Origin of the sequence: Hyphomicrobium sp. B1, assembly GCF_049532635.1 — a bacterium.
Classification (GTDB): Bacteria; Pseudomonadota; Alphaproteobacteria; order Rhizobiales; family Hyphomicrobiaceae; genus Hyphomicrobium_B.
In genome coordinates, this window is record NZ_CP134871.1 from 1,702,522 (window position 1) to 1,728,192 (window position 25,671).

A 25,671-nucleotide genomic window follows, 5' to 3' on the forward strand; every position below is an offset into this window, starting at 1 on the left:
TTGCCGCCTACGATTGCGCTTACTGGCGCACAGGTCGGCGCCGGTCGCGGAACCACGAGCGATAGTCCTCCATTTTTGCTTGCTGAGCGGACGAAGCGCGCCGCTTGCACGTGGAGGCTTCATCGCTCTTGGGGTCAGCGCCCCAGCGAATCTCGACGCAGTCGTTGACGTTGTAGGCCATTTCCAGTCCTTTCGAACGGTCCAGGACGTCTTTGAGTGTCAGCGTCCATTGCGAGCCATCACTCCGAGTGTAAGAGAATTTCCGCGACGCGATTTCTGTCGTGAGAGTTTGGTTGAGCGCGGATTTCACGTCGGCGATGCTTTCGCCCTTCGGCATCGCATAACGATCGGCACGCCGAGCGACGCGATCCGGAAAACCGCGAACAACGTCGATTGCGATCAACAATCGCAAGTCGCGCGATGGCGTCGCAAAGTCTTCCCACGCGCCTGTCGTTTCGAATATCGACGGTCCCGACGGAATAGCGACGTCGGCGCCGCCGCTGTTCTGATATTTTCGTCCGTTTTCGACAGACGTAACGCGCGTCTTCACCTGTTCTTCGAGGGCGGTGATCGTTTCTTTCATGGCGCGCTCCGGATCGAGCGGCTCGGGCGACATCACGTCGTCCATGCGATCATAGAAATCTTCGACGCCGAGCTTCGATTGCTCGAGGGAGAAATCGCCGTAATCGGGACTTTTCGTGATTTCGGCGTTCGTCAATCGCCTCAGCGTACCATTATTGTCGGCGACGATCGGCCGAAAGCGCTTGAAGCCCGGACTGCCGAGCGAAGGATCTTGGGCGAACAGGAAATTACCGCGCCAGAAGCGCTTCCGGGCCACCGTTCCGTCCGGCTGACCGTCGACGGCAAGGAAGACACCCGCCGAATCGTTCGTCTGCGCAACGCGTTTAACGAGCACGAGAACGTGGCCATAAGGGTCGGCATAAATCGTCCCCGGTCGCAGCGTCTCGGCCGTCAAAGGTACGGGATAATAATCAGTGTTGTTGTCTGCTGCAGCGGTTCGCCCAGAACCGGAATGGACGGCGTTGGCGACGACAGTGCGGATGTAATATCCAAAGCCCGGCAGAAGCGCCTGAGGCCGGGATGAACTTCGCTGCGCCGACTCAGAAACGGACGCGGAGTCAAACACGCCGAAAAGTGAATTGCTCGCGCTCTGGATAGGCTTTTGCTTCGCCTCCGCTTGCGGACTGTCTTCTTTCTGAATGTTGAACCACTGCGGGCAGCGTGGCGCTTTCCCGCCACCGCCGCGCGTACATTTGGAATAGCCGAACGGCAACCCGGTCTTGAAGGCGAAGTACGCGCGCAGAAAATACGGAAGGTCCGCGCAGTCCGGCTTCATGATGAGTTTCTTGCTGTCTTCACCGAGCCCCATGGCGTTGAAGAGCATGTTGCGCGTCGGATCGCGCAAGACTTGGTGCAACGCAGGCCACGATGGCTGGGCGTCGATCGGATCGTCGAAGAGCTTTTCGATCCAGGCGGAATAGAGGTTTTCGGTCTCGCGGGTCCACGCGCCGCGGATCGGCCATACGCTCTTTGATGTCGCGCGTGGCGGAGCGCCGGCCGTCTTCGCCACGGCGAACGCTCGTTTTACGGTTGCACATTCTGCGCTCGCGCCATCGCGCGTCAGAGAAGCGGTCCAGGTGCCGGCCGACGGCGATTGCACATCCGCATACCAGAAGTAGGGCGGGCCGCCGTGCCGCTCCTTGGACGTGACTGCAACCTTGCCGTCGGGAGAGGTGAGGGAAAGCACTCCATCAAGCGGCTTCTCGGCCGTGAAGATGATCCGCAGCGGCATGCCCGTCCAGGGGGAGATCGGCGACGCGAGAACCGCGAGCCCCGCCTCCGCGTCACAGGCAGAAAAGGCATCCTTGGCGTGGGCGACAGACGGCGAGGCGGTAGCGGAGATCGCCACTGCCGCGAGGATTATCGCAGGCGCAATTCGGCGCAATCGGTATTGGGGAAACAAGCGACTAACCCCCGTTTTGTGCTCCCTAGATTTGGAACACTACCGCGAGAGCCTTGCCCAAACGATGGCAGAGCCGGAATTCTTTGCCGCCGACTGATGATAAAAATGCGGAGTTTGCCGAATTAACCGGTCAATCGTCCGAGTAACGCTGTTCTTTCCACGGATCGGCTCGATTGTGATAGCCGTTCACTTCCCAAAATCCCCGCGCATCGCTCGCAACAAATTCAATGCGTTTCAGCCACTTCGCGCTTTTCCAGAAATAGAGGTGCGGGACCACGAGGCGAACCGGTCCGCCATGCTCACGCGTCAACGGCTTGCCCTCCCAGCTATGCGCGACGATGGCATCCTCGGACGCGAAATCCGCGAGCGTAATGTTTGTCGTGTACCTGTCATAGCTATGCAGGATGACGAATTGCGCCTCAGGCGTCGGCATCACGAGATCCAGCAGGTCATGTGTCGAAACACCGGTCCAGCGGTTGTCGTAGCGCGACCAGGTCGTGACGCAATGGATGTCCGACGTCTTGACGCTGCTTGGTTCGCGCTGAAACTGTGCCCAGTCGAGTGTCGTCGGATGTTCGACGGCGCCGTCGATGATCAACCGCCACTGATCGAGCGCGATCTCCGGCTGTTGCCCGAGGTCAAGCACCGGCCAGTCGCGGACAAGATGCTGGCCTGGAGGTAACCTCTCCGAATTGGGCCGAGAGGTCTTTCCTGTCAGGAAGCGTCCTTCGCGCGCCCATTTCTGTTTCGTCCGCGTCAGCTTATTGGCTTCCGGCAGGTCGTTGCTGTCATCGCTCATCGAGGCTCAGGTCTCCGGGCACAATTGGCGCCGCGCGTCGGCATTCTGCGTATCGGCGATGATCTCGAACGAACGTAGCCGCAACGCGTGATCGTAGATGTCGGAGACAATCATAAGCTCGTCGGCCGCCGTTTCGTCAATGAGCGCCTTAAGGCCAGCACGAACGGTCTCGGGTGAGCCGACGACAGAGCGTGCGAGCATAGACGTCGCTTGCGCCTTTTCGCGTGGTGACCAGTAGGTCTCGATGTCGTCGATGGGGGGCTGGCTAAGCTGCCGCGCACCGCGGGCCAGATTGGCGAATGACATTTGCTGTGTCGTCGCGAGACGCTTAGCTTCGCGGTCGGTCTCCGCTGCAACGACATTGACGCCGACCATCGCATACGGGCGGTCGAGCTGCTGAGACGGCTTGAAGTGCGAGCGATAAATTTCAAGCGCGGACAGCAATTGTTCCGGCGCGAAGTGCGAGGCGAACGCGTAGGGCAGGCCAAGCTCGGCCGCAAGATAGGCGCCATACGTGCTGGAACCCAAGATCCACAGCGGCACGTTCGTTCCTGCCGCTGGCACCGCTTGGATTCGCTGTCCCGCCTGCGCCGGCGCGAAGTAGGATTGCAGTTCTACAACGTCTTGTGGGAACGTATCGGCGGCCGCAGGCTGTCGCCTCAAGGCTCGGACGGTGAGCGGGTCGGTGCCGGGAGCTCGGCCCAGCCCAAGATCGATTCGGCCCGGAAACAGCCGCGCCAGCGTTCCAAACTGTTCGGCGATAATCAGCGGCGCGTGGTTCGGAAGCATGATGCCGCCCGCGCCAACGCGAATGGTCTTCGAGCCAGCCGCGATGTGACCGATCACCACCGACGTTGCTGCACTCGCAATGCCCGGCATATTGTGGTGTTCCGCCACCCAGAACCGGCGATAACCCCATTTTTCAGCATGAGCGGCAAGATCGCGGGCGTTATCAAGCGCAACGCGCGCATCCGTGTTTTCCGTAACGCGAACGAGATCGAGAATGGAAATGGCCGTCATGACGTCCTCCGGGCTGACGCATGATGTAGGTTCGCGCCTGCAAGAATGCCAATCCGGGGCGATTGCTAGAAATTAATAGTGTCGCGGATGCGATACCATGCCTCAACGAACGGCACCGCTCGCCGGGCAATCGGATGCGCCGGAAACGGCGGAAAAGCCAAATCGTCGAAGGCCGTGCGCCCCTCCGGCTTTTCGAGCATCTGCAACGCAATCCTATTGCCGAAATAGGTCGCGCGCGAAACGCCCGTACCGCAGTACCCGAGCGCATAATGGATGCCCTTCGGAGTCCGGCCGATGTGGGGGATCTCGTCGTAGGTGTAGCCGATCTTGCCATCCCAGGCATGCGTGATCGGCACGTCTTTGAGGTCCGGAAAGACACGCAGCATGTCGCGCGCCAGATGCCCGAACGCTGACGGCGAGGTATTCGACGCGAACCGCCCTACGCGTCCACCCCAGATAATGCGCCGCGCGTCCGGCGCTCCGCGAAAGTAATAGAAGACGCGATTGCTGTTGCCGTAGACCCGGTTCTTCGGCAGCAGGCGGTCGTAAAGCTGCTGCGGAATCTCACCGGTTGCGATAATGCCAGAGCCGACGGGAACGATCCGTCGCCCAAGTTCTGGCACGAAACCCTCGGTATAGCCGTTGCTCGCAACAACAACGTTTCGGGCAATCGTCTCGCCGCGAGGCGTTCGCACGCGAAAACCGCCCGATACCGGCTCGATATGGGCGACCGCCGTCTGATCTAAAATCCTGCCGCCAGCCTCGGCCGTCCGCGCCGCCAAACCGGCATGGTAGAGCCCGGGATGCAGCGACGCGTCGTTCGGCAAGACCGCACCGCCATAAAAAATATCGGAGCCGATTTCCGACGCTTGCTCTGATCGTGGCACCATGAAACTTTCGACGCTCGCGATCGCCTTGAGATCCTGCATGTCGGCAGCCATCGCATCATAGTGCTCAGGTCGGATGGCCGCGCGAAAGCGGCCGCAGCGGCGAAAATAACAGTCGATTTTCTCACTCTCGATCAGCGACGCGATATGGTCGAGCATACGCGTGCCCTCGCGCAGCATGTCCTCGGCCTTTCGCCGTCCCCGCAATGCGATGAGCGTCTTGACGCGGAATTTCTGGTTGCCGCTGCCGATTTGACCACCGTTGCGGGTGCTGGCGCCAAATCCGGTTCGTCCCCGCTCGAAAATCACGACGTCCCGCCCGGCGCGCGCCAAAGTCAGCGCCGCCGACAATCCTGTGAAGCCGGACCCGACGATTGCCACATCGCATTTTTCCGGAACAGGCTTTTCGCCGCCGTTATCTTCCGCCGGCAGCGCATCCCACCAATACGGTCGGAAGATCAGCGTTTGTGATGAGCGAACTTTTCCTTTCGCCAGCGCCTCGGCTGAAGGAAAGGCCGACGAAAAAGCATCGATAGACCGTGTCACGAGCGTCCTCATTTGAGAGCGAGGCGCCGTCTTTATCCTGCTTCCTGGCTTTTTGCACGAGCGCCATAGCGCCCATCCCCCCCGGCTGCGGTTCCGTCGTCAAGCGTAGGCGCTTAGGCTATTTGAAAATCGCCTCGAACCACGATTGCGGCAAATGCTCCATCCGATAGACGAGCCCCGGCTTCAGAATGAATTCTCCGGCTCCAAGAGCATCGAGATCAAAATCTCCGTTCGTCCGTCTCGGTGCCACGCCCGCAAAAGTATAGCGCCGGCCGAAATCGTCGGCGACGGAGGCAGGAATATCGCTGTTGGCGTAAATGCCGACGGATGGCCCTGTCGGTTTGGCATCATGCAATAAAAAATACTCGAGGTGCCGGATGCGTTTCGATCCCGCCGATGACATTACGTCCTCCCCATAAAGGATTTAATGCCGATAGCCCGGCTAACCACCGGCGCCCGGCTGTGCGTTTCACGTCTCCCTTGTGTGTGGTCCTCGGCGTCGTGCGGAATCGGCCTCGTTGCCGTTCGATGTCGCTGAATCAGACGACGTTTCTCCGGTGTGCTGGCCATCTCGGTGAATTGTGTCTGGCTGGTGGTCGGAGGCCGTAAGCCGTTGAAACTCGGCGGCGCTATCGCCGTTATCGGCGTCGAGATAATCCGAGAGGCTCACGGGACGCCGCCGAAGCGGCGATTTTTGTCCATCGCTTTTGACGCTTGAACGCATCGCGGCCTCGCGAGGAAAAGATAAACCGGATCACGAACCTTTGTGGCGACCACGAAAAATACGTGATCCGGGCATGGCTTGCCGCACATCCGTGGCTCGTCGGTGCACGGCTCCATGGGCCATAACGACACCGTAGTCGGCAGGATGATGCAATTCTGGGCAAGTGCGCGAGTAGTGAATCGCTGGCGATCGAACTAGAGTAACTCTACGGGGGCCGGCATGGGGTCGCTCCCAAAGGGTGCGCGGAATGCTTCAGGCGTTGACGCGAGATACGGTCATCGGCATGCCGCCGCCACGGTATGTCGCGCTGGGCGCCGCATATCTTGCAGCATACGTCGCACTGGACTGGTTGAGCTTCGTCGATCCCCTGAGCGCGTTCGGGATAACGCCCTGGAATCCGACGACAGGCGTCAGCATCGCGTTGGTGCTGATATTCGGCCGTTCGTTCATCCCCTGGCTGTTCCTTGCGCCTTTAGTGGCAGATGGTCTCTTGCGCCAATTTCCTCTGCCGCTCGGCGCCGAAGTCTCAGTGGTCCTCATCATTGGAGGCACCTATTCGGCCGCCGCTTGGTTTCTGACACGCGAGAACGGCCCATTTTCAGGTGCGCTTCAATTAAGGCAGGATCTGATTTGGCTGCTGGGGACGGCTGCGGTTGCGGCGGCGGTGGCCGCTACAGTCTGCGTGACACTCCTCGCGATGATGTCGATCATCAGCGTCGATCAGATCGGACGAGGAATTCTCGGCTGGTGGGTCGGCGACATGATCGGCATCACCGTGATGACGCCATTTCTGCTGTTTCTCTTTGCAGGCCGCACGATCCTCCCGCATTCGGCTGAGCTTTTACTGCCGTTTGCAGTCATGGTCGGTGCGCTCTTCCTGATTTTCGGAACTGCGACGAGCAATCCGTCTCAGCTTTTCTATCTCTTGTTTCTCCCGGTCATTTGGATTGCCGTGCGTTTTGGATTGGAGGCGGTAACGGGCGCACTGGTTGTGACGCAAGTGCTGCTGATTACCGCGATCCAGCTTACCGGACACAGCGGCGTGAGCATCACAGCGCTGCAGACAATGTTGCTCGCATTGGCTTTGACGGGACTAATCGTCGGCGCGCTCGTCACCGAGCAGCGCAACACCCAGCGTGAGCTGTGGCTGCATCGCGAAGCCCTTGGCCGTGCGTCTCGCGTCGGAGCACTGGGTGCGCTGGCGGCGGCAATCGCACATGAAATCAATCAACCCTTGGCCGCCATCGGCAATTACGCGCGCGTGGGTCGTCAGAACCTGAAACGTGATGTCGTCGATCAGGCCGCCGCCGTCCGCACGACCGAACAAATTATTGAGCAGGTCGATCGCGCAGCTGCTGTCATCCGCTGGCTTCGCGATTTCATTGGTGCGGGCAGTTCGCGCTTCGAAGTTGTCTCGGTGCCCGATCTCGTCCGACGAGCGGAATCGGTTTGCCGCGCAGACCTGGAAGAGCACGGTATCACGTTAGATACGATCGTCCCGCGCGATTTGCCGAACGTTTGTGTGGATCGCCTGCAGATCGAACAGGTCGTCACGAATCTCGTCAAGAACGCATCCGAGGCAATCATGGCCTCGTGCATTGCAGATGGTAAAATCCAGATAGAAGTCGCCGACGACGGACAGGTCTTCATCGTCATTTCCGTCATCGACAATGGCCCAGGTTTCGAGCCAGTTTTATTGGAACGCCCCATCTCACCCTTCACCACGACCAAGCCCGACGGCATGGGGCTTGGATTGTCGCTGAGCCGTTCGATCATTCAGTCGCACGGCGGACGGTTGAAGCTCGGCGGGAACACAGCAGGCGCACGCGTATCTTTCACGCTGCCGAAAGTCGGCAAGGAGGCAAAGAGCACGACGACATGAAGATCGCTATTATCGACGATGATTTTGCCGTTCTGGATTCGTTGGGTCAGCTCCTTCAAGGCGCGGGGCTTGACGTCTGTTCCTACCAGTCCGCCGAGGCCTTCATGTCGGAGGCTGATGAGGGCGACATCGGCTGCGTCGTCTCCGACGTGCGCTTGCCCAACATGACGGGGATCGAACTGCATCACGAGATCGCGCAGCGCTATCCGAGTCTGCCCGTCATTCTCATCACCGGTCACGGCGATATTTCTATGGCCGTGACGGCGGTCAAGAACGGGGCGCTCGATTTCATCGAAAAGCCGTTCTCGGACGAACGGATCGTCGCCAGCATCCGCCATGCTGTCGATGTCGGCGCGCGCAAAAAGGTTGATGCCGACATGCGCGCCGAATTTCAAAATCGCGTTGCCGAGCTTTCACCGCGACAGAAGCAAGTCATGGACCACCTTGTTCTCGGGCTCTCCAACAAGGAGATTGCGCTGAAGCTCGGCTTAAGCACCCGCACCGTCGAAAACTACCGAGCGTGGGTGATGGAAAGAATGCGCACACGCAACCTCGCCGAACTCGTCAGACTTGCAACTTGGCTCGACGGCACCCATTTACAGGATCATTGAAATCGCTGACTTATGCGAACGGCCAGCCCCTTTTTCTGTGCCGATAGAGTAATTGTACTCTGGTATCCTCTCCCTGCTATCGCTCCCAGGACTCTGGTGCAAAGCTGCAATTGCTTCGGTGTTCAGTTTCGAACGCTGATCTGGCGCAGGGGGTGGCATGCAGAGGACGCGCATGCGTTTGAGCATTGACGGCGCAAGCCGGCAAGTTCCGCATCCTCGTGGCGCTCCATCACCCTCGCGGGGAGTTTCATCCAAAATTCGGCTCTCTTCCGCGCCTGGTCGGCAGCTTCATGTGGGGAGACAATCATGGACGATCAGAGTGCGTCAGGCGTCAGCTACGAACGCGTAGGTGACGAATACTTCAAGGCCCGCGGCCTTCAGCGATATGCGGGCATCTGGTCACTGTGGGCGCTCGGCGTCGGCGCGGTGATCTCGGGACACTTCTCCGGCTGGAACTTCGGCTTCGGCACCGGTGGCTGGGGCGGCATGCTGGTCGCTGGCGGCATCATCGCCGTCATGTACCTCGGCCTCGTGTTTTCCATCGCCGAAATGAGCCCGGCGCTGCCGCACACGGGCGCCGCCTACTCCTTCGCCCGCTCGTCGATGGGTCCATGGGGCGGCTTCATCACCGGCCTTTGCGAAAACGTCGAATACGTGGTCACGCCGACGGTCGTCTGCTACTTCATCGGCTCCTATCTGAACGGAATCCTTGAAACCGCGGGGATAGGTGCTCAGCCAGAGCCACTTTTATGGATAGCGACGTTTGTCGTCTTCCTCGCACTCAACATCTTCGGCGTCGCGCTGTCGTTCCGCGTGACCCTGATCGTCACGCTGCTCTCGCTCGCGATCCTGGTCGTGTTCTGGATCAGCGCCATTCCGAACATGGACTTCAACCGCTGGGCGCTCAACATCGCGCCTGACGGCACGGAGCTTCCGAACGGCAACGGCCCGATGTTCCCCTATGGTTGGGAAGGCGTTCTGAAAACTTTGCCGTTTGCGGTCTGGTTGTTCCTCGCCATCGAACAGCTTCCGCTCGCGGCTGAGGAATCGGTCGATCCGAAGCGCGACATGCCGAAGGGCATCATCCTTGGCATGTGTACGCTGATCGTCTCGGCCTTCATGATCGTGCTGCTGAACCCGTCGGTCATCGGCGTCGGCGCTTTCAAGCTGTCGACGTCGGGCGAACCTTTGCTCGATGGCTTCCGTGCGATCTACGGCAGCGGCGCCGTCGTGCTGCTCGGCATCATCGCATTGACCGGTCTGATCGCGAGCTTCCACACCATTCTCTACGCCATGGGCCGGCAGGTCTATTCGTTGAGCCGCGCGGGCTACTTCCCGACGGCCCTTTCGATCACGGGGCACAAGCTCAAGACGCCCTATGTCGCGATGCTTACGGGTTCGGCCGTCGGCCTGATCTTGATGACGATCATCTACTTCATCAACAAGGATCAGATCGGCACGACGCTGCTCAACATGGCGGTGTTCGGCGCCATGTGCTCCTACATGCTGCAGGCGATTTCGTTCATACTGCTGCGCATCAAGATGCCCGACATCGAGCGTCCCTATCGCAGTCCGCTCGGTATTCCCGGTGCCGTTCTGACGATTATCATCGCCGCCGTTACGCTGTGGTACCAGCTTGGCGACAGCACCTATCAGCAGGGCATCTACGGCGTCATCGCCTGGTTCGCGGTCGGTATTCTCTACTTCGCTGTAATCGGCCGCCACAAGCTCATCCTCTCACCTGAGGAAGAGTTCGCGCTTTCCAAAGGTACGGCCGAATATAAGACGCACTAATCGGCATCAACGGGCAGAAACGCGTCGCGCCGCTCGGGATCGAGCGGCGCGATTTTCTATTGGAACCGGCAGAAAATTATTCGCCGAGATCACGCCAACCCTTGCAGCGCGCAACTGCGTCATGAAAACGCCGCCGCGTCGCCGAGCTATCGGCAACTCGGGGATGGAAGCTTTGAGCGGTGCTCTTGGCATTCGGCAGCGATATGCCGGCGCCGAGCGCCGCGAGCTTAGCCGTTCCGAACGCCGTGCGCTCATCGAAATCCGCGACGATAACCTCGCGCCCAATCATGTCGGCCAGGAATTGTGCGAAGTACCGGCTGCGCGCTAGGCCGCCGTCGATTGCAATAGACCCGCCGATCGGGACGTGCGCGTGCATGGCTGCGATGACATCTGCAGCGCTCAAGGCGATACCTTCGAGCAGTGCCTGCTGCATGTCTGCCTGTGTCGTCGCCGCCGACATGCCCAGAAACAACGACGCCGCAGTCCGGTCCCAGTGCGGGCAAGCAAGGCCTGAAAGCGCCGGAACGAACACGACGTCACGGTCGATGGCGGGCTCGGCGTCGAACCATTCGAGATCCTTCTCGATGTCTGCGATCAGTCCGATACGCCGCGCCCACTCGACCGCCGAACCAGCGTCGTAAACGCCGCCGTCGATCGCATAGGTCATTGTCCCATTGATCGACCAGGCGACGGTCGGCAGTAGCCCCTTTTCAGGCGCATGAGCGATCTCTTCGCCCGTCACGGCCAGCGCAAACGCCCCCGTCCCGAATGTGATCTTCGCATCTCCCGGCTCGCGGCAACCGTGACCGAAAAGTGCAGCCTGCTGATCAACGACTGAGGCAGTGACGGGCACATCATTGATGCGGCCGAAATTTGCGACCGTCGGTCTTATCTCCGGCAACGCCGAGATCGGCACACCGAACAGATCGCAAAGATCGGTGTCCCACTTGCCGGTTTCGAGGTCCATCAATGACGTCCGCGATGCGGTCGTCACGTCGGTCGCGAAAGTTCCAGCGAGACGATCGAGAAAAAATGCGTCCGTCGTGCCGAGCCGCAAACGTCCTGCCGCCAGGGCATCCTTCGCCACCGGAATATTGGCGACGATCCAGGCAAGCTTCGATGCAGAAAAATAGGCGTCGAGCGGCAACCCCGCACGCGAGAGTGTCAGTGACGCTGCGCCTTTATCTTTCAAGCGCCCGACAGCATCGGCAGTGCGATTGTCCTGCCAGACGATAACGGGTGATAGCGCTGCGCCGGTTTCGGCATCCCAAGCAAGGCAGCTTTCGCCTTGATTGTCGATCCCGATGGCATCGACTTCGCCTGCCGCATCGAGACAGCGCCGGATGTTTGTCAGCAGCTCCTCCGGATCGTGCTCGACCCAACCGGGATGCGGATGGAATTGCTGATGCGTCACCGAGGACGCAATCTCAAGTCTCCCATCCGTGTCGGCGACCAGCACACGCGTCGACGTTGTCCCTTGGTCGATCGCGGCTACTCGCATGTGGAACGGCTCCGAATGTCAGTGGCTTGCATTCCCTCGACACCGATGGTGATGTCGGAATTGGCATTCTCGAATGCCGAGATAGGCGCCAGGATTCGCCGCTCCGGCGACGAGGTCAACGGTTGCTTGCAGATGATCTGGCCGTCGGCCATCGCGACCAGCGATCCCGAAACGCTATCCGCCGCACGCAACTGAAGATGCGACAGGCCTTCGCCGCCGGGAACGATCCGTTGAGGCACGACATACCGAATGCCAGGGCCCGGTTTCAGGCGAATCGCTTGATCGGCCGCGGGCAGCCTGGCGTTGAGATCATCGGCGATGAAGCCGCCGACGCGCCGGCCCTCGCGCCACGACCAGCCGGCCGTTTCGACGGGATGCAATATATTCCCTGCCGCAAAGATGCGCGGCTCACTCGTGCGCGCGAATTGGTCGATGACAGGGCCACCTGTTCCCGCGTCGATATCCAAACCCACAGAACGGGCAAGCGAGGCTTCCGGCTTGAACGACCCCGTAAACAGCACACCGTCACATGCGATGTCTTCATGCGTCCCGTCCGGGCACAGCAGCGTAACGGCTTCCACGCGTGACCGACCCTTGATGTCGACGAGATGTGTTCCATAGCGAACGGGAACACCGAGCAACCTCGGCAGCCACATGGAAATAGGTCGCACGGTCGGTTGGTTCCGGCTCTCGATCATCGCCACGGGTTTCGCGCCGATGTTACGGCATGTCAGCAGACTAGAAACAGAGACGAGCTCCGTCCCGACGATCAACGGGCGTCGAAATGGAATGAGCTTCTGCAGATAGGCGTATTCCTGCAGCGCGCCAGTGTTGATGACGCCGATCGGCCGTTCGCCGGAAACCAGCCGCGCCGAGCGAGGCCGTTCGCGAACGCCCGTAGCGATAACGACACGTTTCGCAACGACTGTGAGCGGGCCGCGATTGCTGGCGCATGTGACGACAAGATCGTCGGCATGGTCGATCGAGACGACCGTGCAGCCAAGCTGAAGCTCGACACCGGATTTCACCGCCCGATCGACGAGCCGCCGCGCGTAAGCAGGTCCTGTCATGACCCAACCGAATTCGCGAATGCCGAACGGCGGGTGGCCGCAGTGGCGCGGAATGCCGCCGCCCATCGGTTCGCGCTCTACCACCATGACGTGGGCGACGCCGAGCTTGCGAAGCTGTGTCGCTGCGGACAGTCCAGCTGGACCCGCGCCGATGATAAGAACATCGGCGCTTCGAACTCCGAATGGCGCCGACATCACCCTGCGTCTCCGACCGCGAGAGGCGATGCGAAACAGCCCGCCGTTAGAAGCGCGAGCTGCGCATTGCAGTAAAAGCCCTGGCAACGTCCCATGCCGCAACGCGTGCGCCGCCGCAGGCCGCCGAAATCGCCTGCCGGGATCGACCCTGACAAGGCTTTTTCGATTTCGCGCAACGTCACCATTTCGCAATGGCAGACGATCTCGCCGTATCCGGCGGTCTGCCAATCCCTCGGCCGATGCTCGGCGAGATTGGGCACGCGCGGCATTATGGGGTCGATAATGGCGGCGTGCTGATGTCCCATATCGCTATAAAGACCATAGACATGCCGCGCGATGCCGAGCGATGCCGTGAGCCCCGTCGAGCGGATGCCGCCGACCGTGATCCAATTGCGATCACCTCGCGCGTTGATGCGATAGCCTTTTTCCTCGGTCGCCGGACGCAAGCCCGCATAAATCGCCGTGACGTCGACGGTTGCCAACGCGGGGACCATCTCTTCGGCTTTGGCGAGCAGGCCACGCAGCGCTTCCTCCTCGACGGTCGCGCGATCACGGTCGTCCTGTTCTTCCGCAGTCGGTCCGACGAGCACATTGCCGAACACGGTCCGCGTCAGCACGACGCCTTTGGTCCGCTCCGACGGAACCGGGAGAATGATCGTCTTCAAAAGCTTTGACGCCGCCTTGTCGAAGACAACGAATTGGCCTTTCCGCGGCTTGATCTGAAATGACGCCATCCCGAGCAGCGTGGCATCGAGCCGATCGCCGTAAAGACCCGCGCAATTGATTACGGTCCGAGCCCGGCGCGCGCCACGCGTGGTCTGAAGCGTCCAGGTCGTTCCATCGAAGGCGCCGGAAACGACCTCTGCTCCGAATACGATTTCAGCGCCGTGCGCTTCCGACTGTTTCAGATACGCCAGAAACGGCGACCAGGGGTCGATCACATGCTCGCCCGGCACCAGCAGCGCTTCGAGTGCGCGCGGAGAAAGTTCGGGTTCGCGGGCTCGAATTTCTGCTGCCGTCAGGCGGCGGACGTCATTGACGCCGTTTGTCTTCGCTTGTGCCTCGATGCCATCGAGTGCCGCGCGCTCGGCCTCTGACCAGGCGACGACCATCGCGCCCGTCTCCAGCAGCGGCAGGTTAAAATCATCACGGATTTGGAGATATTCGGCATAGCCGGCTTGCATACAACTCAGCTCGACGCTGCCCGGAGGCGCATCGAAGCCGGTATGTAGAATGGCGCTGTTTCCCTTGCTGGCGCCGGAAAGCAGGTCGGCACCGCGCTCCAGAAGGATGACGCGCGCGCCTTCGAGAGTAAACCGCCGCGCCATCGCACAGCCTACGGCGCCCGCACCAACGATGGCGACGTCTGCGACCGACATGACCTTCGTCCTCTAAGCTTCGGCGTCCGCGCCGAAATGAAAATAGAAAAGCCGTGGGCAAAGCCATGCCCACGGCCGTTGTCGTGACGTAATTAGGACGACTCGCCCACAGCACGCTCGGCGGCTGCAATCTCCGCCTGACGCTTCGCGATTTCCGCACCGATCGGCGGGCCCTTGAAGCGGCGCGACTCGAGGCCGAACCACAGAACGACCAGCAGTACGATCAATCCGATCGCGTAGTTGATCAGGATGTCGAACGGAGGCTGGATACCGGCGTACATCAGGATAAATGTGCCGATTATGACCAGAACCGCCATTGGCTTCGAAAACACGCCGAGCCGAAACGGCCCAAACTCGGTCCACGTCTTTCCTTCAGCGAAGAGACCGGCGGCGACCGGCATAGCGTACGACACATAAAGGAAGAGGGCGCACCCGGCCGCGAGTGCAGCAAAGGCCGGAGAGTAGAGCGTGGCCGCAATAGACAAAATCGCAGCCAGCCAGATCGCCGGAACGGGCGTGCGCCATTGTGGACTGACCCGCTTCCACAAGCTTGAGCCGGGAAGGCCGCCGTCACGCGCAAACGCGTAGATCATGCGTGACGTCGAGGTGAGACCGGCAAGTGCGCAGATGAAGTTCGCCAGCACGATACAGATTGCGATGACGTCCTTAAGCGGCGTCGGAGCCGGAAGATTATTGAAGAGGTTGAACCACGCTGCGGCGCCATCCTTCGCCGTTGTTGCAAGGTCTGGGCTCGCCACGACAAATGACACGGCCATTACGAAACCGAACACCAGCGACCAGAATACCGAGTGAATCATCCCGCGCGGCACTGCACGTCGAGCGTCAGTGGTTTCTTCTGACGTATGTGCCGAAGCATCGAAGCCGGTGATTGTATAAAGCGGATAGAGCAAGCCGACCAAGAATGCGATAATCGCCGTCCGCGCCGCCGGAACGTATCCGCCACCGGCGTCGCCAGTGTTGTTCGTAAATGTGAATGCGTGCGAATAGTTACCCGCGCCCCAGACGAAGAACATGACAGTCAGCACCACCGCGACCACCAAGATGAGGTAGCCCGAAAAGTCGGTCAGCAAGGTCGTTAGCTTGATGCCGAAGTGGTTCACCAGCGCTTGCACGATGACGATGGCGCTCACCGCCGCCACCTGCACGTAGTAGGCATGAGCATTATTGGCGTTGACCTGATCGAGCGTCATTCCGGCAGGAAGCGGATCGGTCGACAACGCAGTCCACGACGTCACATCGACATGGAACACGCCAGCTACGACGAGGTCGCGGAAGAGCTGCCAAACGCCGACGTCGACAGACGCCACGACGAAGATGAGACCAAGCAGGTTGATCCAAGCCGTGGCCCACCCCCAGCCGCGCCCGCCGAGAATCGAAGACCAGTGATAAAGCGCGCCTGCCGTCGGATAGGCCGAAGCGATCTGGCCGAGACATGCTGCAACCAGCATCGCGAACAAGCCGCCGACGATCCAGCCGATCGTCGCCTGGAACGCACCGCCCGTTGCCATCGCGAGCGGAAACGACGTGATACCGCCCGCAAGGATACAAATGATCGAAAACGAGATAGCGAAGTTCGAAAACCCGCCCATACGCCGCGACAGTTCTTGCGCGTAGCCCATTGAGTGCAGGACCTTAGTGTCTTCGTCGTGAGTCATGCTCAACCCCCAGTTGCGAAGTGAATCGGGATCTATGCGAACCAAAATTTGCCCATTCGGGCACTTTATTTGTTTGTATGGTCCGACAGAATAGTTGAACAGTCAAATAGAATGACCGAACGGGCAAGGCGAAATGCGACCTACAATTAGACGGGAACGAATCGAACAGGTCGTTCGCGAGCGTGAGCGGGTAACGGTCGATGCTTTAGCCGAACTCCTTGGAACCTCACGGGAAACCATTCGCCGGGATCTGACCGATCTGGCCGAAAGGGGGCGTGTACGGAAGATTCACGGCGGCGCGACGATCTCGGAGCCACGACTTCCCGACGCTGACATCGAAGGATCGTTTCAGGGCAGACTGTTGGAAAATGCCGATGCCAAGCGCACCGTCGCCCGCCGTGCGATCCAGCTTTTTCAACCTGGAGATACGTTGTTCGTCGACACTGGAACGACGACGCTGTGGTTCGCCGAAGAGCTTTCGACGGCGACCGGACTGACGATCATCACCAACTCGGCAGCTATCGCTGCACTCGCGGCGCGAGGCCCATCGAGTTCGACGTTTCTGGTCGGCGGCGAATACCGCGCCGACGGAACCGAGAACCTTGGTCCGCTCGCGGTCGAACAGATCAGTCAGTTTCACGCGGTCCACGCGGTGTTGGCGGTCGGCTCCATCGAGACGGTCGGGATTCTCGATTATGATGTCCGGGAAGCGGATGTTGCCCGGGCGATGATCGCGCAAGCTAAATCCGTGACGGTGCTCGCTGACGCGACAAAATTCGGGCGCGGCGGCTTAATCAAGGTTGCGCCGCTCGATGCCGTCTCGCGGGTTGTGACCGAAGCGGAGCCACCCGACGATATCGCAGCTGCTCTGAAGGATGCCGGAGCCGAAATCATTGTGGCCTCGTAACCCAGCAGGCCCGTGCATAAACGTTAGTCCTTGTCGAGAAGCCGCCCGGAGCCGCGAACGGGCCGGACGTGCACCGTCGCCCCGGCGTCGAACGTTTCGGTCGATCGGCGGCGCCCCATGTCGATCATCAGCTTCTGGCCGGCATTTGTTTCGACGAACAGCCGGAGCGTCGGACCATAGAAGACAGTCGATAGGATCTGCGCTGCGACCGTGTTGTCCATTGCATCCGGATGAGCGGTCAGCTCCTCCGGCCGCACACATACCAATACCGGCCCGCCTCGGCCTGGCGTAGCGCGAATGCATTCTGCTGGAACTTCGAGGATCATCGAACCCGCAGCGACGCGCACGCCTGTGGTTGTCGTTTCCACGATCTCGGCGTCAAGAACATTCATGCTTCCGATGAAATCCGCCACGAAGCGCGTCGCAGGCGCATCGTAAAGCTCCGATGGCGACGCAATCTGCTCGATCCTCCCGCAGTTCAAGACGACGATGCGGTCCGAGATCGACAGTGCTTCCGCTTGATCGTGCGTGACCATCACGAACGTCGTGCCGAGACGTGATTGCAGCCGCTTCAATTCGATCTGCATCTGCTCGCGCAGGTTCGCATCGAGCGCCGACAGCGGTTCATCGAGAAGAAGCACGCGCGGCGAGCACACCAGCGCGCGCGCCAGTGCAACGCGTTGGCGTTGACCGCCCGACAGCATCGAAACGCGTGCGCTGATTTTGTCGGCAAGCCCGACCAGATCCAGCGCCTCGGCGATTTTCTGTTTAGCATCACCGGCCGGAAGCTTTCGCAGCGATAACCCGAACCCGACGTTCTCCGCGACGTTCATATGCGGAAACAGGGCGTAGTCTTGGAAAACGGTATTAAGCGGCCTGTCATAGGGGCGAAGCGCCGTGATGTCTTTGCCATCGAGCAGGACGCGGCCACTGGTCGGCGCTTCAAAGCCCGCCATCACGCGCAGGCTTGTCGTCTTTCCGCACCCTGAGGGGCCGAGAAGGCTAATGAACTCGCCATGAGCGATGTCGAGCGTAACGTTATCGAGACCGACCGTGCCACTATCGAAAACTTTGGAAACCCCGTCGAGGCGCAGCAGTGAATCAGTCGCCATTACGAATCTCTGTCGTCTTTGTCGTGTTGATCCAAACGATCTCGCACCGCTCTTTGCCGCCGTTGTGGAACGAATGTTTCAGCGTGCTCTTGAATGCGAAACTGTCGCCAGCCTTAAGAAGATAGACGACGCTATCGATCGTCAACTCGACCTGGCCTTTTTTGACGAGGCCGAACTCGTAGCCCGCATGACTGTAGGACTCCCCCGTCCCGCCGCCCGGTTCGACATGAACCAAAAGGCCCGTCAGCACCGAACCCGGCGGAGACAGCAACTCCTTACGCATGCCCTGCGATCGAACCGGCACTTCCTTTCTCTTCGTCGCACGGACGACGTAAAGATCGCTGCTCTTGTTCTCGTCGTCGCCAAGCAGGCTGTGCGGCTCGACACCGAGTGCAGCGGCCAACGGCCAGAGCACGCGAATCCTCAGCGAGGTCAAGCCACGTTCGATTTGACTCAGCGCGCCGACGGAAATTCCGGCGCGCTGGGCAACATCAGTGATGCCGAGCTTTCGTTCGAGTCGGAGCGCACGAATGCGGCGGCCGAGGCGAATGTCCGCCTCGGAGGGGGTCTGATCGGAAGCCTCGTCGCGTGCTTCTTTTACCTTCATCCGCGCCACAGTCGTGACCCTCTATCTGAAAAAGAGCTGCATCTTTTGTCTTCGATTGGCGCGCGATCAGCCGCCAGCCTTGATCTTCTCGAACATCTTGGCGAGCTCGTCGTTCTGCTTCATCGGTCCAGTGAAAACCGTGCTCTTCAGAACGACGTTCGGATCGGCCGGAAGCTGCAGACGGTCAAGCTCTTCCTTCGGAACGAGATCGAATGCCGCCTTCGAAGCGCTGCCGTAGCCGTACTGCGTGATGAGCTCTTTGCCTGAGTCGCCCTCTAGGCGGCTGTTGATGAAGTCATAGGCGAGATCGATGTTCTTGGCGTCCTTCAGCATCACGAACCCGCATGCCCACGTCAGCATGCCTTCCTTCGGCTTCATAAATTCGACCTTCACGCCCTGCTTTTTAAGGGCGGTCGCCGAAGCGTTCCATGTCATCGCCGCGACAAGCTCGCCGCTGGCGAGAGATTGTTCGACCGAGGTCATGTCCGTCGTGTAGGCCCGCAGCAGCGGTCGCTGTTCACGCAGCTTCGCAGCGACTTTTTCGAGGTCGGCTGGCGACATGTCGAACGGATTGACGCCGGCCATGATGGCCGCGACGACAGGCGTATCGTGAACCGCGTCGATCGTCGCAAGGCGTCCAGCGTATTGCTTGTCCCACAGCAGGTTCCACGATGGAGCGGGATCTTTCACGAGATCGGTACGGTAGAGGACAGAGGTATTGCCCCAATCCCAAGGTACCATCCAGACCTTGCCGTCACCGGCTTGAATATCGGGAAGGTCTTTGAAGACCGGGAAAATCGTATCCCAGTTCTTGATCCGCTTCGTATCGATCGGCTGCAGCAGGCCCTCCTTGTTCCAGCGCGCGATCTTGTCGTAGCAGGGATGCGCGAGATCGGGATGAAAACCGGCTTTCACTTTCGTGAAAGCTTCATCGTCATCGCTGAAGACCGACGTTTCGACGCCGTCCGGATGTTCTTTCAGGAAGCTCTTGTTGAAGGCGGGCAGTTCATAGCCCGACCATGTAAAATAGGTGAGCTTGTCGGCGGCAAGCGCCGGTGTTGCGATGGCCGCAACCAGAGACGCCAGGCCGACGGCCTTGCGCAGCGTGTTTCGTAACGTCAATCCCTGCATAACTTGATACTCCCTGTTCGCGTTCAAGAGCTCGGCACACTTCATTTGAAAGAGAGGGGAAGTTCGGTCGCGGATGCGCCGCGCCGCCGGATGATCTCGGCGGTTGTCGCAATGACGACCGAAGCCAAAAGAATGACGGAGCCGAGCGCCATGACGCTCGGAAGCGATTTCGGAAAGCGCAACTGCCCCCAGACGTAGAGCGGCAGCGTCGGCTCGGTTCCGGACAGAAAGAACGCGACGATGAATTCGTCGAACGACGTCAGAAACGACAGCATGAACGACGATGCGATGGCGGGGGTGGCGAGCGGCAGAATGATGCGCCGGAAGGTCGTCCATTCGTGCGCGCCGAGATCCATCGCGACTTCGCTGTAGCTTTTCGGCAGCGACAGGAACCGGCTCCGCATGATGACGACAGCGGTCGGGAGCGCCACGAGAGTATGCCCCAGCACGATGGCCGTGCGCGAAGGGCCAAGTCCGGCGAGATTGACCAGAATGAGCAGAGCAATGCCGACGATGACGCCTGGAATGAGAATGGGCAGCCGCGCCAGCGCCGATATCGCGCGCGAAACGCGATCGCCTGCCGAAATTTCCATGTAGGCGACCGTCATGCCAATAGACGTCGCCAGGAACGCCGCGGAAAATCCGACGATCAGACTCGTCTCGAAGGCGCGGTGAAGATTTTCGTTGTTGACGAGGCTGCGGTACCATTCGAGCGTGAAACCCGACAGCGGGAACGCCGCCTGGATCGAATTGTTGAACGAAAAGATCGGAATGATCGCGATCGGCAGATAGAGAAAAAGCACGTAGGCAAGGATATAACCCTTGAGCCACGTCGCGTTTTTCGAACAAGCCGCGCCCGCGCTCATGTCCGGCTCCCGAAGTGCTTGTCGGCAAGCCGCACAGCCACGACAACGGCAAGGATCACCAGCATCACGATCACCGCAAGCGCCGCGCCAAACGGCCAATCGTTCGCCTTGCCGAACTGCGCTTGGATCATCGAGCCGATCATCGTGCTGTTTGGTCCGCCGACGAGGGCTGGCGTAACGTAGTCACCAACGGTCGGCACGAACACGACGAGCGCCGCCCCCATGACGCCTGGCATCGAAATCGGCAGGATAATCTTGCGGAAGATTGTGAACGGCCGCGCACCAAGATCCTCTGCGGCTTCGATCAGAGAACGCGGCACATTCTCCAGCGCGACGTAAATCGGCAGGATTGCGAACGCCGCATAGGCATGTGCCAGCGTTACGACGACAGCGGCCGGCGTATTGAGAAACGCGAGGATCGGTTCCGACGTGAGCCCGGTCGTCAGCAAAACCGAGTTTAGAACGCCGTTGTACGCCAGCACGACTTTCCACGCGAAAACGCGCAACAGGTAGCTGGTCCAGAACGGCAGCGTGACGATGAAGAGCAACAATCCGCGATGCTTGCCGGCGTGAAACGCCAGATAGTACGCCACCGGATAGGCCGTCACGACCGTCGCAAGCGTAACGAAACCGGCAATCGCCAGCGATCTGAGGATGATCGTTGCGTAAAGTGGATCGGACAACGTGTCTGAAAAATTGCGGAGCGTGAACGCCCCGCCGAGCAGAGAGCCATCATTCGTTCTGAAGCTCAGAAACAGCACCACGCCAAGCGCAAAGAGAACGAGGATGGATGTCGCCAGCGCACCCGGCGCCGACATTCCAAGCTGGAATAGCCCTCTGTGGCGCGCAGAGGCCGCCGGTATTGCGTGGTCAGTTTCGGCGGAAGCGTTCATCAACTCGCAATCCTGAACTGGCAGGATAGTTTTTCACATTTGCGAAAATGTCAATCGCTGTATTACTCAGCGCTCCAGCATGTCGATCAGCCGGTACCACGCGATGGCTGCACCGATGCCGATGTTGCGAAACGCGTGAAACGGGATCGGATTTATCGGCGTGATTGGGAGCGGAATGCATTCGGGATCACGTGACGCGAGATAGTCGACGAGACGCGGAGCGAGCGCCGTCATCAGGCCGACGCCGCGCCCTTGGCATCCCGCGGCGACCATCAAGCCGCGCTCCGGTTCGTGAACATGCGGTAAGTAATCGAGCGTGACGGCGACGCGCCCATACCAGCGCTTTTCGATTTTTACATCGGTGAGAGCGGGATAGAGCCGCTTCAGCGCATGTTCGAGGTGCGCCCAGGCTTTCGGGCTCGTTGGCTCCGCCATCGAGCCGCGCCCGCCGAGAAGCATGCGATTGTCCGGTCCTCTGCGGTAATAGGTGACGATGCGGCGCGAATCCGAAACGACCTGGCCGCCGGGAAGAATATTTGCGAGCACCTCGTAGGGGAGCGGCTCGGTTGCAATCTGGAATGAGTGCAGCGGTAACAGCGTGCGCGCGAGGCCCGGAATAAGACCGTCTGCATAGGCGTTCGTCGCAACGATAACGGATTTCGCATGCAGCGTTTTTCCATCTGCTGTCGCAAGCGCCCATGACGAATTTTCGCGCCGCAACCGCGAAATTCGCGTGTTTTCCGCAATGCGAACGCCGGCTGCCACGGCGATGCGCGCAAGCTCGCGTGTGTACGTAAAAGGCTGGATCGCTCCGCCGCGCGGATCTAGCCAGCCACCGAGATAACCCTGCGCTCCGGTCATCTGTGTCACGTCATCGGCGGTAAGAATTTTTGCCTGCACACCGCGCGCGATCCACTGCGCCGCGCGATCTTCCGCGGCCTTCAATGCCGTTTCAGAATGCGCAGCTTGGATCCAGCCTTTGGCTTGTCGTGGGACGTTAAGATTCTCGCGCTCGATGAGCCCAAAGACGGCATCGGGCGTCGACGCACCGAACGACACCAGTGCTGATCCTCGCTTGTCGCCGAAATGCTCGATGAGCCAATCAGGATCGTACTTAAATCCCGCGATGACCTGCCCACCGTTGAGACCCGAAGCGCGGTCGGCAATCCGCGCCGCATCGACAATACGGACAGCAAGTCCTTGTCGCGCCGCATGAAGGCCAGAGCAAAGTCCGAGAATCCCGCCACCGATGATCGCAAGGTCGCAATGTTCGTCGGGCCGCAGCGGATCGTCGGGAAGCGCCCCTGAAGACGTATCGGCCCATGCCGAAGCGGTCGTGAAAGCTGTCACGAGATGTCCCCATCCTTCCTAAATGAAGAATGGCGAAAGTTTTTCATTTATATGAAAGCTTGTAAAGAACCTGACGGGCCCGCGAACATTCGGTCGCGGGCTATTGGGCCGAAATTTCCACCCGCATCAAATCCGCCGAGCCGAGTTGGCGCGCCGCGCCCTCGGAAAGATCGATAATCCGTCCTTTGACGAACGGCCCGCGATCCACGATCGTCACCGTCACGCGTTTACCGTTCGCCAGATTTTTTACTGTTACGCGAGAGCCAAACGGCAGAGAGCGATGAGCAGCGACCAGCGCCGTGCACGGATAGGATCGTCCGCTGGCGGTGCGCGATAATTCGCAAAATTTTGAGGCGATGCCGACTTGTCCTGCGCAGAGGGAATCTGAGGAAAATAGAATAAACACAAGAAATAACGTCGCTTTATACATGGCCGCACTCCTTGCGACCGAAACGCCGTGCCCGCTTGCTTGTTCCGAGAAAAATTGGATCCCCGGCCCCGGAATGGTCAGCCAACAAATTAGAGCTGATGTTTCATGCATGCCCCGCGAGGTGCTTTTCATTCCACCAACGGCGGGCACGGCCGCGGGAACTTTTAAGATTGGTCAGTCGTCTTCATCGCGGCTTTGTTGTTCGGAGCAGGGAAGTGCAACGGTCGTCTGCACGCGAGTTTTCAATCGAGAGGCAGACGAAGCCAGAACTTGCGGGCGCTCACCTTTGGCCGCTGCTCGCCGTCAATTTCTTTATGGCGGATTTTCAGGCCGGGATCGGTCCGTTTCTCGGCGTCTATCTGCTCGGGCATCACTGGCAAAGCGGACTGATCGGCACTGTGATGACGATTGGTGGCATCGCCGGAATGCTGATGGTCATCCCCGCAGGCGCATTCATCGATCGCACGCATGCCAAACGAGCATGGGTTGTCGTCGCCGGGATCAGCACGATAGCGGCATCGGCGATCATCTTGCTGTCGCAGGAGTTCTGGGTCGTCGCGACATCGCAAGTCGCAACAGCTATCGCCGGAGCCGCAATCGTTCCAACCATGAACGCCATTACGCTCGGAATTGTCGGGCAGCGCGGATTTAATCGCCAGAATGGAAGAAACCAGGCTTTCAACCATGCAGGCAACGTCATCGGCGCCGCCTTGTCGGGTTATCTGGGCTGGAAATTCGGCTATGGCGCCATCTTCGCGTTGGCCGCCGTGTTCGGTGTGCCGTCGATAACATGCATCATGCTGATCCCGCCGTCCTCGATCGACCATGCCGCCGCCCGCGGAATGAAGGAAGGTGAAAGCGACTCGTCGGCAAGCAGCCTTGCCGTGCTGCTCGAATGCAAGCCGCTTCTTATTCTCGCGGTCGCTCTTTTGGCTTTTCATCTCGGCAACGGCGCGATGCTGCCGCTTTACGGTATGGCCGTCGTCTCGCACGGACAAGTAAGCGGTCCGTCGTTCGTTGCGATGACGATCATCGTCGCACAAGCCAGCATGATCGTTGCTTCGATTGTCGCGATGCACATGGCTGAAGGCGGCGGGTATTGGCCGGTGCTTTTGATCTCGTTCTTGGCATTGCCGGTGCGGGGCGTCATCGCTGCACAGCTGCTGACGCCTTGGGGCGTCTACCCTGTGCAAATCCTCGATGGCATTGGCGCAGGTTTGCAGAGTGTTGCCGTCCCGGGATTGGTTGCGCGCATATTGAATGGCACTGGCCGCATCAACGCCGGTCAAGGCGCTGTGATGGCGACACAAGGCGTCGGCGCCGCGCTCAGTCCCGCGATCGGCGGGTGGATGGCACAACAATTCGGTTACGCCGCGATGTTTCCCACGCTGGGCGCTTTCGCCGTGCTGTCAGTCGTACTCTGGCTGAAATTCCGCACGGAACTCGTAGCAGCCGAAGCCATCCGCGAGTGATGGCAGGCTATGCAAAGAAACGCCGGGGCTTTCGCTCCGGCGTTGTGTCGATCTGGCGGTCATGCACAAAGGTTTTGCAGCCTTGTTACTTGATCAAAAATTCGTTCTGCAGAGGGAGCGATTTTTTCCAGAAGGGCTGCTTGTCGGAGTTTGTGAGCGAAGCCCACAAAGATGTGCCCGCTGGCAAATCTTTATCGAGCTTGACGCTGAAGTCGTTGTGCGCGCCGGCATCGAGTTTCACACTGCCGACGATCGAGTCATTGGCTTTGCCCGAACCACTCGATCCGTAAATCACGAAGTGCCCAGCCGACGGCATAAACGCATACGTGACGTTGATTTGGCCGTCCTTGGGTTTCTGGTTGAACACAATCACTGAAGGCGGCGTTTGCGACATAGTGCTAGAAGGATTCTCTACGAGGGCGTAGGCCGACATCGGTACGGCGAACAGCATAAGAGTGGCGGCGGCGATTCCACTGCTGATTTTCAGACGAGACATAGGGGATCTCCATTCTGGCAAGTTGGCTTCGGCGACTCGAAAACCTCCCCGCGCCCCGTCCGAGTTGCGCGAGCGGGAATTTAAGATCGCTATGTTTGACGTATGGTGCCCGCTGCAGAAAAAAAGTAAGCCGCTTGGCCATATCGGTTCACGTTTGTTTGAGTCCGGCGTGACCCTCTTCGTGGGCCCTAACGCATCATTCTTAAGCTGCGCTTGTGTCGATCATCGGCTAAGTGCCGTCGACCTCGTGGCGGTTAGAAGACCTACATGAGGCCACCATCGGAGTACGAGCGACGTGCTGACGCCGAAGAGATTGCTCGGCGCGTCCGCCTCGACATC

At 59.8% G+C, this 25,671-nt stretch carries 22 protein-coding genes; 5 read left to right on the top strand and 17 right to left on the bottom strand.

The features are described from left to right. Positions 1–19 precede the first annotated feature (19 nt). The 5 genes from RLW55_RS08265 to RLW55_RS08285 form a co-directional block, all read right to left on the bottom strand. Positions 20–1,984: a hypothetical protein gene (locus RLW55_RS08265; RefSeq protein ID WP_423416106.1), complete on the bottom strand. Its 1,965-nt coding sequence runs from the start codon at positions 1,982–1,984 to the stop codon at positions 20–22. Between the two features lie 130 nt (positions 1,985–2,114). Next, on the bottom strand, positions 2,115–2,783 hold the full coding sequence (locus RLW55_RS08270; protein ID WP_423416107.1) for a sulfite oxidase-like oxidoreductase: 669 nt from the start codon (positions 2,781–2,783) through the stop codon (positions 2,115–2,117). 6 nt (positions 2,784–2,789) lie between these two features. Continuing rightward, on the bottom strand, positions 2,790–3,803 hold the full coding sequence (locus RLW55_RS08275) for an LLM class flavin-dependent oxidoreductase (protein ID WP_409561114.1): 1,014 nt from the start codon (positions 3,801–3,803) through the stop codon (positions 2,790–2,792). Between the two features lie 65 nt (positions 3,804–3,868). Further along, a complete protein-coding gene (locus RLW55_RS08280; RefSeq protein WP_423416108.1) occupies positions 3,869–5,236 on the bottom strand; it encodes an NAD(P)/FAD-dependent oxidoreductase in 1,368 nt (455 codons plus the stop codon). Positions 5,237–5,354: 118 nt separating this feature from the next. Continuing rightward, positions 5,355–5,639 (bottom strand): hypothetical protein, encoded by a 285-nt coding sequence (locus tag RLW55_RS08285; RefSeq protein ID WP_409561112.1) that lies wholly within the window; start codon positions 5,637–5,639, stop codon positions 5,355–5,357. 568 nt (positions 5,640–6,207) lie between these two features. Between RLW55_RS08285 and RLW55_RS08290 the strand changes: the two genes are divergently transcribed. The 3 genes from RLW55_RS08290 to RLW55_RS08300 all read left to right on the top strand — a co-directional run bounded on the left by RLW55_RS08290 (position 6,208) and on the right by RLW55_RS08300 (position 10,247). Beyond that, positions 6,208–7,842, top strand: coding sequence for an MASE1 domain-containing protein (locus tag RLW55_RS08290; protein ID WP_423416109.1), 1,635 nt, complete (start codon positions 6,208–6,210; stop codon positions 7,840–7,842). After that, positions 7,839–8,453: a response regulator transcription factor gene (locus RLW55_RS08295; protein WP_409561110.1), complete on the top strand. Its 615-nt coding sequence runs from the start codon at positions 7,839–7,841 to the stop codon at positions 8,451–8,453. Before RLW55_RS08290 ends, RLW55_RS08295 begins: the two co-directional genes overlap by 4 nt. 306 nt (positions 8,454–8,759) lie before the next feature. Beyond that, positions 8,760–10,247: an amino acid permease gene (locus tag RLW55_RS08300; RefSeq protein ID WP_409561109.1), complete on the top strand. Its 1,488-nt coding sequence runs from the start codon at positions 8,760–8,762 to the stop codon at positions 10,245–10,247. 76 nt (positions 10,248–10,323) lie between these two features. Here RLW55_RS08300 and RLW55_RS08305 read toward each other — a convergent pair whose 3' ends face one another. From RLW55_RS08305 to RLW55_RS08320, 4 genes are all read right to left on the bottom strand, one after another. After that, positions 10,324–11,748 (bottom strand): FGGY-family carbohydrate kinase, encoded by a 1,425-nt coding sequence (locus tag RLW55_RS08305; RefSeq protein ID WP_423416110.1) that lies wholly within the window; start codon positions 11,746–11,748, stop codon positions 10,324–10,326. Next, positions 11,739–13,013, bottom strand: coding sequence for an NAD(P)/FAD-dependent oxidoreductase (locus RLW55_RS08310; protein WP_423416111.1), 1,275 nt, complete (start codon positions 13,011–13,013; stop codon positions 11,739–11,741). Before RLW55_RS08310 ends, RLW55_RS08305 begins: the two co-directional genes overlap by 10 nt. Next, positions 13,013–14,392, bottom strand: coding sequence for an NAD(P)/FAD-dependent oxidoreductase (locus RLW55_RS08315; RefSeq protein ID WP_423416112.1), 1,380 nt, complete (start codon positions 14,390–14,392; stop codon positions 13,013–13,015). The genes RLW55_RS08310 and RLW55_RS08315 overlap by 1 nt, the downstream gene beginning before the upstream one ends. A 92-nt stretch (positions 14,393–14,484) precedes the next feature. Beyond that, on the bottom strand, positions 14,485–16,068 hold the full coding sequence (locus tag RLW55_RS08320) for an amino acid permease (RefSeq protein WP_409561105.1): 1,584 nt from the start codon (positions 16,066–16,068) through the stop codon (positions 14,485–14,487). A 133-nt stretch (positions 16,069–16,201) separates the two neighbouring features. Here RLW55_RS08320 and RLW55_RS08325 point away from each other — a divergent pair, with 133 nt between their 5' ends. Beyond that, the gene (locus tag RLW55_RS08325) at positions 16,202–16,975 is read left to right on the top strand and encodes a DeoR/GlpR family DNA-binding transcription regulator (protein WP_414463979.1); all 774 of its coding nucleotides are present in this window, start codon (positions 16,202–16,204) and stop codon (positions 16,973–16,975) included. A gap of 23 nt (positions 16,976–16,998) precedes the next feature. Here the strand turns inward: RLW55_RS08325 and RLW55_RS08330 are convergent, their stop codons facing one another. The 7 genes from RLW55_RS08330 to RLW55_RS08360 all read right to left on the bottom strand — a co-directional run bounded on the left by RLW55_RS08330 (position 16,999) and on the right by RLW55_RS08360 (position 23,496). Next, positions 16,999–18,087: an ABC transporter ATP-binding protein gene (locus RLW55_RS08330; RefSeq protein ID WP_423416113.1), complete on the bottom strand. Its 1,089-nt coding sequence runs from the start codon at positions 18,085–18,087 to the stop codon at positions 16,999–17,001. Next, on the bottom strand, positions 18,077–18,694 hold the full coding sequence (locus tag RLW55_RS08335) for a cupin domain-containing protein (RefSeq protein ID WP_409563308.1): 618 nt from the start codon (positions 18,692–18,694) through the stop codon (positions 18,077–18,079). Before RLW55_RS08335 ends, RLW55_RS08330 begins: the two co-directional genes overlap by 11 nt. A gap of 66 nt (positions 18,695–18,760) precedes the next feature. Further along, complete coding sequence (locus tag RLW55_RS08340) at positions 18,761–19,825, bottom strand: ABC transporter substrate-binding protein (RefSeq protein WP_423416114.1); 1,065 nt, start codon at positions 19,823–19,825, stop codon at positions 18,761–18,763. A gap of 41 nt (positions 19,826–19,866) precedes the next feature. Continuing rightward, positions 19,867–20,691 carry an ABC transporter permease gene (locus RLW55_RS08345; protein WP_423416115.1) on the bottom strand — a complete coding sequence of 275 codons (825 nt, stop codon included), beginning with the start codon at positions 20,689–20,691 and terminating at the stop codon, positions 19,867–19,869. Next, complete coding sequence (locus RLW55_RS08350) at positions 20,688–21,584, bottom strand: ABC transporter permease (protein ID WP_409561100.1); 897 nt, start codon at positions 21,582–21,584, stop codon at positions 20,688–20,690. The genes RLW55_RS08345 and RLW55_RS08350 overlap by 4 nt, the downstream gene beginning before the upstream one ends. A 66-nt stretch (positions 21,585–21,650) precedes the next feature. Further along, positions 21,651–22,934: an NAD(P)/FAD-dependent oxidoreductase gene (locus tag RLW55_RS08355; RefSeq protein WP_423416116.1), complete on the bottom strand. Its 1,284-nt coding sequence runs from the start codon at positions 22,932–22,934 to the stop codon at positions 21,651–21,653. Positions 22,935–23,034: 100 nt separating this feature from the next. Beyond that, entirely contained in the window at positions 23,035–23,496 is a 462-nt protein-coding gene (locus RLW55_RS08360) for a septal ring lytic transglycosylase RlpA family protein (RefSeq protein ID WP_423416117.1), read from the bottom strand. Positions 23,497–23,579: 83 nt separating this feature from the next. Here RLW55_RS08360 and RLW55_RS08365 point away from each other — a divergent pair, with 83 nt between their 5' ends. Then, positions 23,580–24,836 (top strand): MFS transporter, encoded by a 1,257-nt coding sequence (locus RLW55_RS08365; RefSeq protein WP_423416118.1) that lies wholly within the window; start codon positions 23,580–23,582, stop codon positions 24,834–24,836. 85 nt (positions 24,837–24,921) lie between these two features. Here RLW55_RS08365 and RLW55_RS08370 read toward each other — a convergent pair whose 3' ends face one another. Further along, entirely contained in the window at positions 24,922–25,332 is a 411-nt protein-coding gene (locus tag RLW55_RS08370) for a DUF7282 domain-containing protein (RefSeq protein ID WP_409561096.1), read from the bottom strand. Positions 25,333–25,671 lie beyond the last annotated feature (339 nt).

Coding starts and splice junctions, on each gene's coding strand:
- RLW55_RS08270 (WP_423416107.1), bottom strand. CDS start 2,783: ATGAGCGATGACAGCAACGACCTGCCGGAAGCCAATAAGCTGACGCGG.
- RLW55_RS08275 (WP_409561114.1), bottom strand. CDS start 3,803: ATGACGGCCATTTCCATTCTCGATCTCGTTCGCGTTACGGAAAACACG.
- RLW55_RS08285 (WP_409561112.1), bottom strand. CDS start 5,639: ATGTCATCGGCGGGATCGAAACGCATCCGGCACCTCGAGTATTTTTTA.
- RLW55_RS08290 (WP_423416109.1), top strand. CDS start 6,208: ATGCTTCAGGCGTTGACGCGAGATACGGTCATCGGCATGCCGCCGCCA.
- RLW55_RS08295 (WP_409561110.1), top strand. CDS start 7,839: ATGAAGATCGCTATTATCGACGATGATTTTGCCGTTCTGGATTCGTTG.
- RLW55_RS08300 (WP_409561109.1), top strand. CDS start 8,760: ATGGACGATCAGAGTGCGTCAGGCGTCAGCTACGAACGCGTAGGTGAC.
- RLW55_RS08305 (WP_423416110.1), bottom strand. CDS start 11,748: ATGCGAGTAGCCGCGATCGACCAAGGGACAACGTCGACGCGTGTGCTG.
- RLW55_RS08310 (WP_423416111.1), bottom strand. CDS start 13,013: ATGTCGGCGCCATTCGGAGTTCGAAGCGCCGATGTTCTTATCATCGGC.
- RLW55_RS08315 (WP_423416112.1), bottom strand. CDS start 14,392: ATGTCGGTCGCAGACGTCGCCATCGTTGGTGCGGGCGCCGTAGGCTGT.
- RLW55_RS08320 (WP_409561105.1), bottom strand. CDS start 16,068: ATGACTCACGACGAAGACACTAAGGTCCTGCACTCAATGGGCTACGCG.
- RLW55_RS08325 (WP_414463979.1), top strand. CDS start 16,202: ATGCGACCTACAATTAGACGGGAACGAATCGAACAGGTCGTTCGCGAG.
- RLW55_RS08330 (WP_423416113.1), bottom strand. CDS start 18,087: ATGGCGACTGATTCACTGCTGCGCCTCGACGGGGTTTCCAAAGTTTTC.
- RLW55_RS08335 (WP_409563308.1), bottom strand. CDS start 18,694: ATGAAGGTAAAAGAAGCACGCGACGAGGCTTCCGATCAGACCCCCTCC.
- RLW55_RS08340 (WP_423416114.1), bottom strand. CDS start 19,825: ATGCAGGGATTGACGTTACGAAACACGCTGCGCAAGGCCGTCGGCCTG.
- RLW55_RS08345 (WP_423416115.1), bottom strand. CDS start 20,691: ATGAGCGCGGGCGCGGCTTGTTCGAAAAACGCGACGTGGCTCAAGGGT.
- RLW55_RS08350 (WP_409561100.1), bottom strand. CDS start 21,584: ATGAACGCTTCCGCCGAAACTGACCACGCAATACCGGCGGCCTCTGCG.
- RLW55_RS08360 (WP_423416117.1), bottom strand. CDS start 23,496: ATGAAAAGCACCTCGCGGGGCATGCATGAAACATCAGCTCTAATTTGT.
- RLW55_RS08370 (WP_409561096.1), bottom strand. CDS start 25,332: ATGTCTCGTCTGAAAATCAGCAGTGGAATCGCCGCCGCCACTCTTATG.